Genomic DNA, 16,574 nt, shown 5'->3' with positions numbered 1-16,574 from the left:
CGAGACCACCAGAAGATTGAGGCCAGAAACCAGAACGAGGGCTCGCTGAACGGCCGATGAAAGTGGACCTTCCAAGGTACCAAACGGCGCAAAACATATGATTACGGCGCGACACACCAGCGGCAATCGCAATTTCGTCATAGTGTCGCTTTTTCCGTCTTTATGCCATCTTCGTACATCAATTCGTCAAATTCACACCTATGAAATGTCACGGCTACTTGTCACGCTTGGCACAGGATAGGAAGAAGCGGAGATTTTTATGTCCTGGAATGTGTGCGTTGTCGGCGCTGGAAAGATCGGGCAGATGATCGCAACCCTTTTAAAAGGGTCGCCGAATTACTCTGTGACAGTGGCAGATCATGATCTGAAAGCTCTTGGCGATATCGCAAAAATGGGCATTGGAACCAAGCAGATTGACGCCAAAGACGCGGACGGTCTGGCCCGGCAACTGAACGGATTCGATGCAGTCATCTCTGCGGCCCCGTTTTTCTTGACCCCTACGATTGCAAAAGCATCGAAAACGGCCGGCGTGCATTATTTTGACCTGACCGAAGATGTCGCGGCCACAAGCGCAGTACGTGAACTGGCCGGGGACAGCGCGACTGCATTTATGCCTCAGTGCGGTCTGGCACCAGGTTTTGTCGGCATCGCCGGGGCTTCGCTGGCGTCGGAGTTTGACGAGATTGACAGCCTGCATATGCGGGTGGGGGCATTGCCGCTTTATCCGACCAACGCGCTGAAATACAACCTGACCTGGTCCACCGACGGGTTGATCAACGAATACTGCAACCCATGCGATGCCATCGTGAATGGCAAGCTGGTCAAGACCGCGCCGCTGGAGAACTACGAAGTGCTGGGCCATGACGGTGTGGAATACGAATGCTTCAATACCTCTGGCGGTCTGGGCACTTTGCCGGAAACGCTGGAAGGCAAGGCGCGCGCTGTGTCCTATCGCTCGATCCGCTATCCGGGCCATTGCGATATCCTGAAACTGCTTCTGAACGATCTGGGACTGGAACGCCGCCGCGACCTGCTGAAGGAGATATTCGAGGCCGCCCTGCCCCGCACCGATCAGGATGTGGTGCTGGTATATTGTACCGCAAAGGGCAAGATCGACGGTGTGCTGCGCGAAAAGTCCCTGATCAACAAATCCTTTGCCCGCAGCATCAACGGACAGGTCTGGAGCGCCATTCAGGTCACGACCGCCGCAGGCGTGCTAGGGGTGGTCGATCTGATGCGGATCGGAGCGCTGCCCTCGAAAGGCTTTGTCCGGCAGGAGCAAGTCAAGCTGGACGATTTCCTCAACACTGAATTCGGCCAGCTGTATCGCGCTGGTGACGTCACCGAACAGAACAAGGCGGCCTGAGATATGAAAGACATCGTTATGACAGCCCAAACCACGCTCGCAAATCTTGATCTGACCGAGGCCCAACTGAGAGGCGGCACGCTAAAGGTCACGTCACCGATTGACGGAAGCCTGCTGGCCGAAGTGCATGAGACGCCGATCTCTGACATGGACGCCATCTTTTCGCGTGCCAAGGCTGCGTTCAAGGAATGGCGCGTGGTCCCTGCCCCGCGCCGGGGTGAACTGATCCGCCTGTTGGGCGAGGAGTTGCGCGCGGCCAAGGATGACCTGGGCGCTTTGGTCAGTTGGGAAGCAGGCAAGATCACCTCGGAAGGTCTGGGCGAAGTGCAAGAGATGATCGACATCTGCGACTTTGCCGTCGGTCTGTCGCGTCAGCTCTATGGTCTGACTATCGCATCCGAACGTCCTGGCCACCGGATGATGGAAACCTGGCACCCTGCAGGACCGGTCGGCGTGATCTCGGCCTTCAACTTTCCGGTCGCGGTTTGGTCGTGGAACGCCGCTCTGGCAATTGTTTGCGGTGATCCGGTGATCTGGAAACCGTCCGAAAAAACCCCGCTGACGGCACTAGCCTGCCAGAAGATTTTCGAACGCGCCCTGACCCGATTTGGCGATGCGCCGGACGGTCTGCTGCAAACGCTTATCGGTGGCGCCGATCTTGGGGAAAGGCTGGTGGCTAGCGAAGATGTTCCCGTGATCTCGGCCACGGGATCGACCCGCATGGGCCGCGCTGTCGCCCCCATCGTCGCACAGCGCTTTGGCAAGTGCATTCTGGAACTGGGGGGCAACAACGCAATGATCGTCGGCCCTTCGGCTGATCTGGAGATGGCAGTGCGCGCGATTGTCTTTTCGGCAGTAGGCACCGCTGGTCAGCGCTGCACCACGCTGCGTCGGCTGATCGTGCACAACTCTATCCGGGAAGAACTGGTGAGCCGTCTAAAAAAAGCCTATTCGGGTCTGCCCGTTGGCAATCCTCTGACAGAGGGCACATTGGTTGGTCCGCTTGTGGACGAAGCGGCGGGCGCGACGATGACCGCAGCTTTGAAAGCAGCCGAAGCAGAAGGCGGTTCGGTGTTCGGCGGCAACCGCGTTACCGAAGGCGTTCCGACAGGCGTCTACATGGAACCTGCGATTGTCGAAATGCCCGATCAGACTTCAACAGTAAAAACCGAAACCTTTGCGCCGATCCTCTACGTCATAGGCTATGATGATTTCGACGACGCGGTAGAGCTTCAGAACGACGTACCGCAAGGCCTCTCATCCTGCGTGTTTACCCTAAACATGCGCGAGGCCGAGCAGTTCCTGACCGCGGCCGGGTCCGATTGCGGCATTGCCAACGTCAATATCGGACCTTCAGGAGCAGAGATCGGTGGTGCTTTCGGCGGAGAGAAAGAAACCGGCGGCGGGCGTGAAAGCGGTTCGGACGCGTGGAAAGCTTATATGCGTCGCCAGACAAATACCGTGAATTACTCTGCCGAACTCCCACTGGCTCAGGGCGTCAAATTCGACATCTGAGTATCACTGGAAAGCTGTTGGGGAAAACTTCGCAAAGCTTGCGAATACATCATCCGGGACAACCAGTCCCGGGTGATTTTCAAATTTCATTCCAGCATGTTAAGGCGGCAACCAAAGCACAGGCAAGGTCAGCTTCGTTTACGCGGTTATCCACCGGGCAGCATAGATCCGGCACCAGACTAACCAGACCTGTTTCAGGCCAGGGGTTCGGATGCCGACACAGCGGCGGTCATTCCGGGACTGATTGACTGCCATGCGTTTATCGCCGGGGTAGCGGCTGACTGCCCGCCTCTTTTCATGACGGCAATCCAACACCTTTCGGCGAGGGGTTGTCAGGGGCTTTGCGCGACCTCATTGATCAGGGGATGGTCCTGTCCGATGCGCTAGCGCTGTTCACCTCAAACGTGGCCCATACGCTGAAGCCGCGTCGCGCAGGTCGCCGGAAAGCGGGAATGGGCGCCGATCCGGTGGTTCTTGACGAAAACCTTGCTGTACGGCATGAGATGGCCCCGGGGGGGAATGGCATGTCCGCGATGGCCAGGTAGCCCGACGCGGCATGTATGAACAGATTTAAGCGTCCGAGCGGTCCCCGGTGATTGCCCGCTTCAGCACCGGAAGGTAGTTAAGATATGTGCCCTGCACCCGTTGATGCAGAGACCCCACGCGGGTTCATTATCCCGATCGGAGGCGGCGAAGATCGCGTCAAGGAAATGCAGATCCATCGCAAGTTCGTTGAGCTTTCTGGCGGCGAAGATGCTGACATCGTCGTAATCCCGACGGCCTCGATGCTGGAAGAAACAGGACCCGATTATAACCGCATCTTTTCCGAGCTGGGCGCGGGCAAGGTTGAGTTCCTGCCTATCTCGCGCAGGGCGGATTGTGACAACCCCGAGTATGCCGAGATGCTTGACCGGGCGACCGGAGTTTTCATGACCGGTGGAAACCAGTTGCGCCTTTCTGCGATTCTTGGAGGAACTCTGGTCGCCCAAAAAATACGCCGACGTAATGCAGCCGGTGTACCGGTTGCCGGAACTTCGGCGGGCGCCTCGATCATGTCCGAGCATATGGTGGCCGGTGGAAGCGGCAACTCGGCACCTGCCGAAGGCAATATCACACTTGCACCGGGCATGGGCCTGACCAATGCTGTCATCATCGATCAGCATTTCACGCAGCGGAACCGTTTGGGTCGGCTGCTAACAGCTTCATCTTTCAACCCATTTCTGATCGGCCTTGGCATTGACGAAGACACGGCCGCCTTCATCGGACCCGACAACGTCTTCGAAGTCATCGGCAGCGGTTCGGTTACCGTGGTCGACGCCAGCCAGTTGACACATTCATCAATGTGGGACGCCCGGCGGGGCGAAGCGCTGAGCCTGCTGGGACTTCGGCTTGACGTTCTGGGCGAAGGGTGCCGTTATGATCTGACGGCTCGCCAGGCTTTTCCGCCAGATGAGCATATGGCGTTCTGCACGTTGCCGGATTAATCCGGTTAAGAGGCCGCCAGCGGGGGAAATTAAAGTTAACCAACGAGGAGCCTCATGAAAATAATCTCGACCAATGTATTTGTCGGCCCGAATGTCTGGGCAAGTTTCCCGGTTATTCGCCACGTCATCGATCTTGGTGTTCTGGAAGAGTGGCCCTCGGCAAAAATTGGTTCCGAGTTTATCGATGCATTGATCGAGGCGCTTCCTGGCCTTGCCGAACATGGCTGTTCCTATCGCGAACCCGGCGGTTTCATCCGCCGCCTGCGCGAAGACGAAGGCACGTGGCTGGGTCACGTTCTGGAACATTGTGCCATCGAGGTTCAGAACGTAGCCGGCTCCGATGTGACCTTTGGCCGGACGCGCGGCACAGGCGAACCGGGCCAGTACAACATGGTGTACGAATACCGTCAGCGCGACGTTGGTCTGGATGCAGGTAAACTTGCGATGCGACTACTAATGCACCTGTTGCCGCAATCTTTGAAAGAACAGGTGGATTGCGATTTCGACCCGGACTTCAACTGGGACGATGAGCTGCGCAGTTTTGTTCTGCGCGCGCAGCGCAAGGAATTCGGCCCGTCGACCGGATCGCTGGTCAAGGCGGCGCAAGAACGCGACATACCTTGGATCAGGCTCAACTCTGGCTCGCTGGTGCAATTCGGGCACGGCAAATATCAAAAACGCATTCAGGCGACGATTACATCCGAGACCAAACATATCTCGGTCGAGATTTCCTGCGACAAGGAAGATACCCACAACCTGCTGAACGATCTTGGCCTTCCGGTACCGCAACAGCGCATGGTCTACTCCGCGCGCGAAGCAGTGCGCGCTGCACGGCGTATTGGCCATCCGGTGGTCGTCAAACCTTTGAATGCCAATCATGGGCGGGGGGTTTCGATCAATCTAAACTCGGATGAAGAGGTCGAGGCTGGCTTCGCCGAGGCCAAGGAACATTCCCGCAGCCGCGCCATTCTGGTGGAAAGCTTTGTCACCGGGTTCGATCACAGGATGCTGGTAGTAAATAACAAGCTGGTTGCAGTGGCCAAACGGGTTCCGGGCCATGTGGTCGGTGACGGCACACACACGATTGCCGAGTTGGTCGATATCGTGAACGAAGACCCGCGCCGGGGCATCGGGCATGAAAAAGTGCTGACCATGTTGGAGATCGACAATCAGGCCAAACGTCTAATGGAAGCCGCGGGCGTAACCGAAGAAATCGTATTGCCAGACGGTGAGGTTTTCTATCTGCGCTCGACTGCGAACCTTTCGACGGGCGGCACTGCAATCGACCTGACAGATGTGGTCCACCCCGACAACCGCGACATGGCGGAACGTGCCATCATGGCGGTTGGGCTGGATGTGGGCGGCGTCGATTTCCTGATCGACGACATCACCAAATCCTACAAGGACCTTGGTGGTGCAATTGTCGAAGTGAACGCGGCACCCGGGTTTCGAATGCATGTGGCCCCGTCCGAAGGACAGCCACGCGATGCGGCAGGCAAAGTGATCGACATGCTTTTTCCGGCCAATGAGGAAACCCGCATCCCGATCGCCGCGATCACCGGCACAAATGGCAAGACGACAACGTCACGGATGCTCGGGCATATCATGAAGACCAGCGGCAAGATCGTTGGCATGACCTCTACCGACGGTGTCTATGTAGACGGAAAACTGAGCGTCAAGGGTGACATGACCGGGCCAAAATCCGCACAGATCGTCTTGCGCGACCCGATGGTTGACTTCGCCGTAATGGAAACCGCGCGCGGAGGGCTTGTGCGGTCTGGTCTGGGATACCAGCGTTCGAACGTGGCGGCATGCCTGAACGTCTCGGCCGACCACCTTGGCCTTGGCGGCATAAACACGGTCGAGGAACTGGCTGTGGTGAAACGCGTGGTAGTGGAAAGCGCCACGGATACAGCGGTTCTGAATGCCGATGACATCAATTGTCTGAAAATGGCCGATTATGCCGGGGCAGATCAGATCTTCTATGTCACAACCAACCCCGGCCACGGCCTTGTCAAGGAACATATCAAGGCGGGCGGAAAGGCTATCGTGCTGGAAAAGGGCATGAGCGGCGACATGCTGACGATTTATGACAACGGGCTGCATATTCCGGTACTGTGGTCGCATCTGATCCCTGCCACGTTGGAAGGCAAGGCAATCTTCAACGTTCAAAACGCCATGTTCGCTGCAGCGATGGCGTATAGTTTTGGGGTTGATCTGGACAACATCCGGCACGGGTTGCGCACCTTCGATACCAGTTATTTCCAGGCTCCGGGGCGCATGAACGTCTATGACGAGCATTCCTTCAAGGTGATCTTGGATTACGGCCATAACCCCGCCGCACTCAAAGCGATGGCTGCGCTGGCCGATCAATTGGAGATCAAGGGTCGCAGACTTTGCGTGGTTGCCATGCCTGGAGACCGGCGCAATGAAGATATTGTAGACGGAGCAGCCGCGCTGGCCGGACATTTTGACCATTTCATCTGCAAGGCCGATGACCGCCGCAGGGGTCGAGGGCACGACGAAGTGCCGCAAATGATGCGTCAGGCACTGATCGACAACGGGGTCGACGACGCATCCATTACAATCATCCCGGATGAGGTTGAGGCCGTAAAAGCCGGGCTGGAGCAAGCAGCGCCGGGGGATCTGTTGGTGATCTTCGGCGACGAAACGACACGCTGCTGGAAACAAATCATCTATTTCAACTCTGACAGTAAAGCCCCAGAAACCGAGGATGCACCGAGGACCAGTCCCGCCGACAATTCGTTCGAGGACATGTTCGAAAGCGATCAAAACCTGATCCGAGACGAGCGCGGCGTGCGTTTAGCTCGTGAGATCAGCGAAGACGCCGACTGAGCGGAGGCGCCGGAATGGACCGGATTGAAGAGCTTGAAACCGCGCTGACCATTGCAAGCGCGACCGCTGATTATATTCAGGTGGATGACGCCCGGCGTCTGACTGGGCCCGGCCTGCTATGGAATAAACCCGGGGCAGTGATGGATGTATTTTTCACCGAGATTGACCCATCTCGGGTCTCTGCGCTGTGGGAGAAAAATGCCCGGCGCGTGCTGGACGCGCTGGGATGGCAGGATCAGGACCTGACATATCGCACCTTTACCGGCGGCATCAATCTGGTGATATCCGCACCGATGGATCAGCTGTATTCTGCGATCTTCGCGGCGCAGACGGCATGGCACTTCTGTGCCGCCGAATTGTTGGGCGCAACTTCCGGTGACTTTGATCAAATGGTGGCGGATGTCAAAGCCGTCATGGCCAAAGAAGCCAATCCCCGCCTGATCGAGCTGATCACAGCGGCCGAGGCGCATGGCGTGGACATTCTGTGTGACGATGATGAGATTTCAATCGGCCACGGCTCAGGCAGTCAGGTCTGGCCGGTCGATGCGCTGCCCGCCCCCGGTGACGTGGACTGGTCCAGCCTTCACAACATTCCCGTTGCGTTCATCACCGGAACCAATGGCAAGACCACGACGACCCGATTGCTTGAAGCGATCGCGCGCGCCTCGGGCAAACTCGCTGGGTTGACCTCGACCGAGTTTGTGCGCGTGGGCGACGATATTCTGGACCGAGGTGATTACTCGGGCCCCGGGGGCGGCCGGATGTTGCTGCGCGACAAGCGGCTTGAGATCGCCTGCCTCGAAGTGGCCCGTGGGGGCATACTGCGCCGCGGCCTGCCGACGCGTGCGGCCACGGCGGCGGCTGTCACCAACGTCGCGAATGACCATTTGGGCCAATACGGCGTCAATACCGTGCCGGAACTGGCGCAGGCGAAGTTTGCCGTTCACCGAACGCTGGTCGAAGGCGGTGTGCTGGCCCTGAACGCTGACGACGCGTATGTTCGGGCCGAGGCAAAAAACACGTTGGCGAATATCTGGTGGTTTTCGCTGGACAGGCAGAACGATCTGATACGTCAAGCCCGAGAAGCGGGCCGGCGCTGCGCCTATTTGCACCAAGGCAACATCATCTATTTTGATGGCAGTTCCGAAAGGAACGTGATTGCCGTGTCAGGTGTGCCCCTGACAATGGGCGGGGTGGCGAAATACAATATTCTGAACGCATTGGCAGCCATGTGCCTTGCTCTGGCGCTGGATCTACCCTTTCAGGCGGTGCGGGATGGGCTGGCGGGTTTCAAACCTGATGCACAGGACAATCCGGGGCGCTGCAACGAGTTCAATCATAATGACGCGCGTGTTTTTGTAGACTTCGCACATAACCCGCACTCGATTTCCGCCGTGTGCGATGCGCTGTCAGGCCTTCCGGCAAAACGTCGCTTTATCATGCTCAGCCATGCAGGTGACAGATCGGATCAGGACATTCGGGACGTCACCGCGACGGCTTTGAAGTTCCAACCCGACGTGATCGTTGCCGCTGAACTGGAAGGCTATCTGAGAGGCCGGGCCTTGGGCGAAATCCCGGACCTGATCGAAGGGACGGCTTTGCAGAACGGATACAGGGCTGATCAGATTCAAAGGGCCCGTTCCCCTTCTCAGGCGGCCGCCAATATTCTGGATCAACTCGAGCCCGGGGATCTTGCCTTGTTGCTTGTCCTATCAGAACGCGACGCTGTACTTGAGATGCTGGGCGCGTAGGTGCAACGCCCGTTGGAGTATCCCGGTGATCGATTGAAAAGCAAACCAAGCTGACAATCGGCTTGCGGCGGCCAGGAAATCACCGCCATGAGGGACTGTCAGCCCGGTCATTGATTTTCTCAGATTGTGTGGACTTAATCCATCGTTCGAGTTCGCCGGCGGAGGCTGAGCCAATTCACTCGCCGACGTTGTCAAACCCTTGGCGCCAATGGTGATCTCTTCACAATCATCCGAGACATTGCGGAACAGATCGATCAGGCCGGTAAAGCATGGGTGGTGTCGTCCTACCTTTACCCTCAACAGATACGACCCGGTTTGGGTGGACAATGTCGTGAGGTGCTTATCTCTGCAGAAAAAAAGCTGCTGAATAGCCTTCACCGTGCAGGTTCAACTTCTCAATCCTGACATTATTCGATTGCAGGTTTTCCCACTGCGCAGTTACTCGCCCAACAGACGCGACAGGTGTTCTGAACCCCTGCGCAAGGTGTCGAGAAATGACATCAGACTGCCAACATCATGCCGTTGCGTTGGGGCATGAACTGAAAGCGTGGCGACAAGCCTGCCCTGCGCGTCCTGTACTGGCACCGCGATTGCAACCATACCTGCCATGAATTCTTCGTCGTCGGTGGAGAATCCCCGCTCGGCCGTCATCTTGATTTCGCTCAACAAAGACTCCGGCTCTGTCAACGAACGGGTGGTCTGCTGTTTCAGTTTTCCCGCCGACAAGAACCCGCTCAGAGTTTTGGGGCGCAAGGTGGAAAGGTACATCTTGCCACTGGCCGTGCAGTGGAACGGCACCTGGGTTCCGATTGGCAATTGGATCCGTAACGGCCATTTGGTTTCCACACGGTCGAGGTAGATCATGCCTTCTCGATCCGGGATGGCCAGATTGCATGTTTCGCCCACTTCGTCCGCCACACCGCGCAGGATGGCAAGACGCGCGGTCCGCAGATGTTCGGCGGACATGGTATTCACGGACAACAGCCGCAATCGTCTGCCCGGACCATAAGACCGTCCGTCAAGATCACGTTGCAGAAACCCCTCTGCCTCTGCCGTTTGCAGCAAACGATGGATTGTGGGCTTGGCCAATCCCAATGCGTCGATCAGGTCCGAGGGTTTGACCGCCACCCCGCGCCGTGCCACCTCTTCAAGGATCAGCAACAGGCGCAGGTTGGTGGGTATCTGAGGTTCTCGGTCTTTTGTATCCGTCTCGGCCATTCCTTCACATTCTAGTTATTTGGCAGTAGGATCAAGGCCAGTTCGGGGACCAGCGACACCAATATCCAGACTGACAACAGGGCCACCAAGTAAGGCACCGTGTAGCGCAGCAACCGGAAGTACGGCACACCCGTCACGCCCGAAGCTACATATAGGTTAAGCCCATATGGCGGCGTAATAAATCCGATGGATGCCCCGACAAGGAATATCACCGAGAAGTGAATCGGGTCGACTCCGACCGAGGCCGCTATCGGCGCGAGGATCGGGGCCAGGATGATCGTGACCGGAAGGCTTTCCAGCACCATGCCCGAGAAGAAGACAATCACCATCGATGTGAACAGAACCGCATGGTACCCCCCCATGGAGGTCACGAAGTTTCCGATTGTTTCCTGAGCACCAAGCAGCGACAGGATTTGCTGCATCACCACCGAAATTGCGATCAAAGGTGCCAGGATACCCGTAATCTGGGCAGACCTGATAACGATTGAGGGGATCTCAGGAATCGTGAACCCTTCGACCACAAACATTTCGGCGAAACTCTTTTCGGTTGGCGGAATATCGTTCCGGGCCCCCATGATCCGGTTGATAGGGTGGCTGACCAGCCCCGCAATGACACAAAAGCCCACGGTCACACCCGCGGCCTCTGTCGGAGAGAACTTGCCAGTATAAATGCCCCAGAGCACAAGACCGATGGCGAAAAAGCCGAGCCAGGCACCAAAGGCGGTCTTCAGCACCCGATTCAATTGCAGTGGGATAAGATAGCCCCACCCGTTCATGCGGCAGATGATCCAGCACGCCAGCTGCATCCCGATGACCATCAGCGCACCCGGCAGAATACCGGCGACGAACAATTCGGAAATCGGGAGGTTCATCAGAAAGCCATAGACGATGAAGATGATCGAAGGGGGGATGATGATACCGACCGTGCCGCCCGCAGCAGCGGTGGCTGCGCTGAACCGTTCGTCATAGCCGCCTTTTACCATCTCGGGGTGAAGCATCGACCCGATGGTCGCCGTTGTGGCTGAGTTCGACCCGGAAATCGCCGCGAAAAGCCCGCAGGCACCCAGCGATGCCATTGCCAGTCCACCACGTATCCAGCCTAGGCAGGCATAGGCAAAATCACTGAGCCGTCGCGCGATACCGGATTTGTTGATCAGGTCTCCGGTCAGGATGAACAACGGCATCGCCAACAGTGCGAAGCCCTTGTTGAAGACGTTCAGCAGTTCGGCCCCCATATTGTCCAGTGTCAGACCAAGGACAAAGGAACATCCGATGACCCAGTAGCCGATGACCAGCAGCACCGGCACGCCCAGCATGAAGAGAAAGGTGACCCCCAGCGAGATTAGTGTAACAAGTGTTCCGTCTGTCATCAGTCTGCCCCGATCACGGCCTGCTTGATCAGCGGCTCGCCTGTTTTCCAGTTGTGCAAGTCATCCGCGAGGTTTTGAAACACGCGACCGACCATCAAAAAGAATGACAATGGTGCTGCCAGCAGGAACCACCACTGCATGATATTGTCCGTGCCCAGAACGATCTGAAAGTTCGAGGCCGAAAGCGCCACCAGCCGCGAGGTGGTCACGATGACAATCACCGCAAAGATGAACCACAGCACGGCGTCCAGGAACAGGCAGGCCAGTTGCCCGCCACGGGGCATGGCCGTACGGAATTCGCTGAAACTCAGATGCGTTCGTAGTCGCACGTTGTAGGAAGCACCGAACCAAGCCATTACCATAAACAGAAGCGGAGGAATGGTAGTGGACCAGGGTTCCTGATCGTTGAAAACAAACCGGTCGATCACGCCCCAGAAAATGATCAGCGCAATAGCAAGATAAGAGTACACCATGACCGAACGTTCCAGATGACGCTCGATCAACGGGACTTTTCGATAGATCAGCATGACCAGCAAACCCCCGATCGCGGCAACGACCGCACCAACGATCCAAGCGGCGTCGGATTCCAGAGCAATTTGTATCTCAAATGAATCCTGGCTGAGAAAAGCGCTGAAAATTGCGCCAATGTCTGCCCAAAGTGACATGAAGCCCGTCCTCCCAGTCGGTATTGTTTGAACCGGCCCGTTTGGGCCGGTTCTGGCAGTCCAATCAGGCCTCGCCCTTCCACCAGCGGCGCGGCTCGACGTTTTCTGGCAGCGTGTCCGCAGGGATCTCGCGCGCGATGTCGTAGATCTCCTGGTAGGTATCGATGCCACCGGCCCACTTGTTCAGCCGTTCGCGCCACTGCGCCCACGGTTCTGGGTTAAAGTTCGGGGCACACATTTCTTCGGCCAGCTTGATCTGGTCATCCGGAAGGAAGGCTGGGCGTACGCCGTTTTCCGCAAATATGGTATGCGGCAGTTGCGGGTCCGAGAACCCAACGGTGTTCAGCAGCGCCGCCTCGTTCGCGCCCTGGATCAGGGCTTGCGTGAAGTAGGACGACTCCATTACAGCATCCTGCAACTCGCCGCCCAGCCCGTCGAATACTTTGGCAGACATCGAGGTATGTTCTGTGCCGCAGAAGAACTTCAGGTTCACGGATTGCGAGACCACAGGTGCCATGTTCGCATACGCCACCGCCGAAGCCCAGGTTTCCGCCCCGTCGATTAGACCGGTTTTGAGCGCATCCAGCGTTTCTTCCCATGCTACCGGCACAGGGTTCAGATTCAGCAGTTGCATTGCGATCCGACCCAGCTGCGTGCCCGTCACGCGGTTCTTGGTGCCAAACAACTCTTCAAGCTTGGTCACGGTCGGCTTGTCGGCAAAGGTCGAGCCCATTTGCAGTCCGCGCAGTTCGCAGTGGGTGAACAGGAATTTCAACCCGTGCCGCTTTTCCAGCGGGTCGCGCAGGATGCGCTGGCTGGCCGGGCTGTAGAAGAAATGATACTGCGCCGCACGGCTCGGGAACATGTAGGCATAGTCCAGAACGTTCAGATAAGGCGCACCGCCGGCCGAGTTTTGGGTCGAGGCTGCGTATATATCGACGATTCCCTGCTGCGTTTTCTCAACGCAGCTGAGTTGTCCGCAGATCTGGTTGTCGCCGATGAACTCGATCCGAATCTCACCATCGGTCCTCTCTTCCAGATCGCGCGCGAATTCGATGGCTCCGGCGCGTTCAATCAGAAGGTTGCGGGTGTTGAAGCCCGAAGCACCGAATTTCAACGTGTGCTTTGGTTCTTTAGAAAAGCGTTTTTCGTAAGTGGATTCTGCCGCTTGCGCCAGATTTGCCAGGCTCATCGCCCCACCAAATCCTCCTGCCGCAAGTAGCGTCGAGCTCATGCCGTAACGACCCGCCACCCGGAAAAAATCCCGCCGCGAAATACCACTCAGTTTTCGACCAATCTCCATTGCTTACCTCCCTGTTCGCAATTATTGAGACGTTTTGTATCAAAAAAGACTAGTATAATTCTTGCATCTTGCATAGAGTTTTTTTCAACGACGTTGGAAGGAGGCGGTCATGGAAGTGGATTATGCGGTAGTTGGCGCGGGGTCTTCGGGTTGTGTCATCGCCAACCGGCTCAGCGCCGACCCCAACACGACCGTCGCGCTGTTGGAGGCCGGCGGCCGCGACACCAACCCCTGGATTCACATCCCGGTTGGCTATTTCAAGACCATGCACAATCCTTCGGTGGACTGGTGTTACAGGACCGAGCCTGATCCCGGTCTGAACGGGCGCTCGATCGACTGGCCGCGCGGGAAAGTGCTGGGCGGCTCATCCTCACTGAACGGTTTGCTCTATGTGCGCGGCCAAAAGGAAGATTATGACCGCTGGCGCCAGATGGGGAATGTCGGTTGGGGTTGGGACGACGTGCTGCCGCTGTTTAAACGCAGCGAAGATCAAGAGCGCGGCGAAGACCCGTATCACGGTGTCGGCGGGCCGCTATCGGTGTCGAACATGCGCATTCAGCGACCGATCTGCGACGCATGGGTCGCGGCAGCACAAGCCGCCGGATACCCTTTCAATCCAGATTACAACGGCGCAGATCAGGAAGGCGTAGGGTACTTTCAGCTGACCACCCGCAATGGCCGCAGGTGCAGTTCAGCCGTGGCCTATTTGAAACCAATTCGAAATAGGCAAAACCTGAATATCATCACGAAAGCACTGGTGACACGCATAACGCTGGATGGGAAACGGGCGACCGGACTTGTCTATAGGGATCGCGCAGGCAATGAGATAACCCTCAAGGTACGGCGCGAAATCATCCTGTCCGGTGGTGCAATCAACTCTCCTCAAATTCTGATGTTGTCGGGTATCGGCGACCCTGACCACCTGAAGAAAAACGGGATCGATCCGGTACATGCCTTGCCCAGTGTCGGCAAAAGACTGCAAGATCATTTGCAAGCCCGTCTCGTTTTCAAATGCAATGAGCCCACATTGAATGACGAGGTGCGCAGCCTGATCAATCAGGCCCGCATTGCGCTAAAATACGCGTTGTTCCGCGCAGGTCCGATGACCATGGCAGCCAGCCTTGCAACTGGATTCATGAAAACACGCCCGGACGTGGAAACGCCCGACATTCAGTTCCATGTACAACCATGGTCCGCCGACAGCCCCGGCGAAGGCGTACATCCGTTTTCCGCCTTTACCATGTCCGTGTGCCAGCTGCGGCCGGAAAGCAGAGGTGAACTGCACCTGAACGGCCCGGACCCATCACAGCATGTAAAGATCATTCCGAACTATCTGTCGACGGAAACGGATTGCCAGACCATCGTCGACGGCGTGAACATCGCCCGCAGAATCGCTCAGCATAATCCGCTGGCATCGAAGATTTCCGAAGAGTTCCGCCCGACATCTCAACTCTCTGCCAACGATTACGAGGGCACTCTGGACTGGGTCAGGTCGAATTCCGTTTCGATCTATCACCCAACGGGGACCTGCGCGATGGGTACGAATGAAACCGCAGTCGTAGATCCTGCGCTAAAGGTTCACGGTATCGAAAACCTGCGGGTCGCGGATTGTTCGATCATGCCCGAAATCGTCAGCGGCAACACAAACGCCCCCGCGATCATGATTGGAGAAAAGGCGAGTGACTTACTTGCCGCCGGAACATAGCGCAGCACGCTCCGTGTCCAAATGCCCAGACAATCCGGGCAACTCGGCTTGCATATCTTCGGGATATTCGGATGATACCATCCCTGCCCTGACTTACCGCGGAGGCGGCGTCAGCCATAGCGCGGACATCCCATAGTTGGAATTCTTCAACTCCTGTTTGGCAATAGCCTGAAGATGAACCTCATCAGGACCATCGGCGTAGCGCAACGCCCGGGCCCAAGTGTAACTGTCGGCCAATGGCGTGTCAGGCGTCATGCCCATTGCGCCAAAGACCTGCATTGCACGGTCCGTAACCGTTGCATGCACCTGGGGCGCTACCACCTTGATCAGAGATATTTCGCGGAACGCCTTTTTCGCGCCCACCTGATCTATCTTCCAGGCCGCCTTCAGGGTCAACAGCCTGGCCTGTTCGATCTCTAACCGGGATTTCGCGATCCATTCGCGGATCACGCCTTGTTCCGAAAGTTGCTTGCCAAAGGTCTTACGTTCCTGGGCGCGTTCCACCATCAAGTTCAGTGCCATTTCCGCCGCCCCGATCGAGCGCATGCAATGATGAATACGCCCCGGCCCAAGCCGGGCCTGAGCCAGTGCAAAACCGCTGCCCTCTTCGCCCAGCAGATTGCCGACCGGGACGCGCACGTCCTTGAAAACCAGTTCAGCATGACCTTCGGGATCGTGCATGTTCAGGATCGTCGGATTGCGCACGATCTCCAAACCGGGCGTATTCTTTGGAACGATGATCATGCTTTGCTGTTTATGGCGATCGGCGTTTGGGTCGGTTTTGCCCATGACGATGAATAGTCTGGTGTTGGGGTGGCAAGCATTGGTGATAAACCACTTGCGGCCATTGATGACGTATTCATCACCCGCGCGCCGGATAGATGTCGTTATGTTGGTCGCGTCCGAACTCGCCACATCCGGCTCGGTCATGGCAAAGGCCGAGCGAATCTTGCCGTTCATCAGCGGCACCAACCACTCTTCGCGCTGCTCGGGCGTGGCGAACATATGCAGCAGTTCCATGTTTCCGGTATCCGGCGCGTTGCAGTTGAACACTTCAGACGACCAGCTCACCTGCCCCATCATTTCTGCCAGGGGCGCGTAATCAAGGTTTCTGAGCCGCGTACCGGGCTCATCATCCCGCAAGGAGGGCAGGAACATGTTCCAAAGCCCCTCGGCGCGGGCCAGCGACTTGAGGTCTTCCATGAACGAAACTGGGAAATTGCCGGCTTCTATTTCCTCTTTATGGTCGCGAATGCGCGGATAGATGTGCGCCTCCATAAAGGCTTTTAGCCGGTCGTGCATTTCTTCGGCGCGTGGCGATGGAGCAAAATCCATAGTGAT

Annotated in this window: 12 protein-coding genes; 7 read left to right on the top strand and 5 right to left on the bottom strand. The window is 57.1% G+C overall.

What is annotated here, in order from left to right; genetic code table 11:
* The first annotated feature begins 259 nt into the window (after positions 1-259).
* The 6 genes from AC2FLP_RS11595 to AC2FLP_RS11570 all read left to right on the top strand — a co-directional run bounded on the left by AC2FLP_RS11595 (position 260) and on the right by AC2FLP_RS11570 (position 8,972).
* Entirely contained in the window at positions 260-1,366 is a 1,107-nt protein-coding gene (locus AC2FLP_RS11595; protein ID WP_496683864.1) for a saccharopine dehydrogenase family protein, read from the top strand.
* Positions 1,367-1,384: 18 nt separating this feature from the next.
* Complete coding sequence (gene amaB, locus AC2FLP_RS11590; protein WP_496683912.1) at positions 1,385-2,881, top strand: L-piperidine-6-carboxylate dehydrogenase; 1,497 nt, start codon at positions 1,385-1,387, stop codon at positions 2,879-2,881.
* Between the two features lie 341 nt (positions 2,882-3,222).
* Positions 3,223-3,426 (top strand): hypothetical protein, encoded by a 204-nt coding sequence (locus AC2FLP_RS11585; protein WP_496683861.1) that lies wholly within the window; start codon positions 3,223-3,225, stop codon positions 3,424-3,426.
* 84 nt (positions 3,427-3,510) lie between these two features.
* Positions 3,511-4,365, top strand: a complete 855-nt coding sequence (locus tag AC2FLP_RS11580; RefSeq protein ID WP_117873661.1) for a cyanophycinase — start codon at positions 3,511-3,513, stop codon at positions 4,363-4,365.
* Positions 4,366-4,419: 54 nt separating this feature from the next.
* Positions 4,420-7,221: a cyanophycin synthetase gene (cphA, locus tag AC2FLP_RS11575; RefSeq protein ID WP_496683857.1), complete on the top strand. Its 2,802-nt coding sequence runs from the start codon at positions 4,420-4,422 to the stop codon at positions 7,219-7,221.
* Between the two features lie 14 nt (positions 7,222-7,235).
* A complete protein-coding gene (locus AC2FLP_RS11570; RefSeq protein ID WP_496683854.1) occupies positions 7,236-8,972 on the top strand; it encodes a Mur ligase family protein in 1,737 nt (578 codons plus the stop codon).
* Positions 8,973-9,410: 438 nt separating this feature from the next.
* Here the strand turns inward: AC2FLP_RS11570 and AC2FLP_RS11565 are convergent, their stop codons facing one another.
* From AC2FLP_RS11565 to AC2FLP_RS11550, 4 genes are all read right to left on the bottom strand, one after another.
* Entirely contained in the window at positions 9,411-10,190 is a 780-nt protein-coding gene (locus tag AC2FLP_RS11565; protein ID WP_496683851.1) for an IclR family transcriptional regulator, read from the bottom strand.
* Positions 10,191-10,201: 11 nt separating this feature from the next.
* A complete protein-coding gene (locus AC2FLP_RS11560; protein WP_496672895.1) occupies positions 10,202-11,560 on the bottom strand; it encodes a TRAP transporter large permease in 1,359 nt (452 codons plus the stop codon).
* Positions 11,560-12,225 carry a TRAP transporter small permease gene (locus AC2FLP_RS11555; protein ID WP_117873672.1) on the bottom strand — a complete coding sequence of 222 codons (666 nt, stop codon included), beginning with the start codon at positions 12,223-12,225 and terminating at the stop codon, positions 11,560-11,562. Before AC2FLP_RS11555 ends, AC2FLP_RS11560 begins: the two co-directional genes overlap by 1 nt.
* A 64-nt stretch (positions 12,226-12,289) precedes the next feature.
* A complete protein-coding gene (locus AC2FLP_RS11550; protein WP_117873674.1) occupies positions 12,290-13,528 on the bottom strand; it encodes a TRAP transporter substrate-binding protein in 1,239 nt (412 codons plus the stop codon).
* Positions 13,529-13,637: 109 nt separating this feature from the next.
* Here AC2FLP_RS11550 and AC2FLP_RS11545 point away from each other — a divergent pair, with 109 nt between their 5' ends.
* Positions 13,638-15,233, top strand: coding sequence for a GMC family oxidoreductase (locus tag AC2FLP_RS11545; RefSeq protein ID WP_496683846.1), 1,596 nt, complete (start codon positions 13,638-13,640; stop codon positions 15,231-15,233).
* Positions 15,234-15,326: 93 nt separating this feature from the next.
* Here AC2FLP_RS11545 and AC2FLP_RS11540 read toward each other — a convergent pair whose 3' ends face one another.
* On the bottom strand, positions 15,327-16,568 hold the full coding sequence (locus tag AC2FLP_RS11540; RefSeq protein WP_496683843.1) for an acyl-CoA dehydrogenase family protein: 1,242 nt from the start codon (positions 16,566-16,568) through the stop codon (positions 15,327-15,329).
* Positions 16,569-16,574 lie beyond the last annotated feature (6 nt).

This window comes from Ruegeria sp. CDSA141 (genome assembly GCF_059612005.1).
Note: the sequence above shows the minus strand (reverse complement) of the source record. Positions and strands in the feature narration are given on the sequence as shown.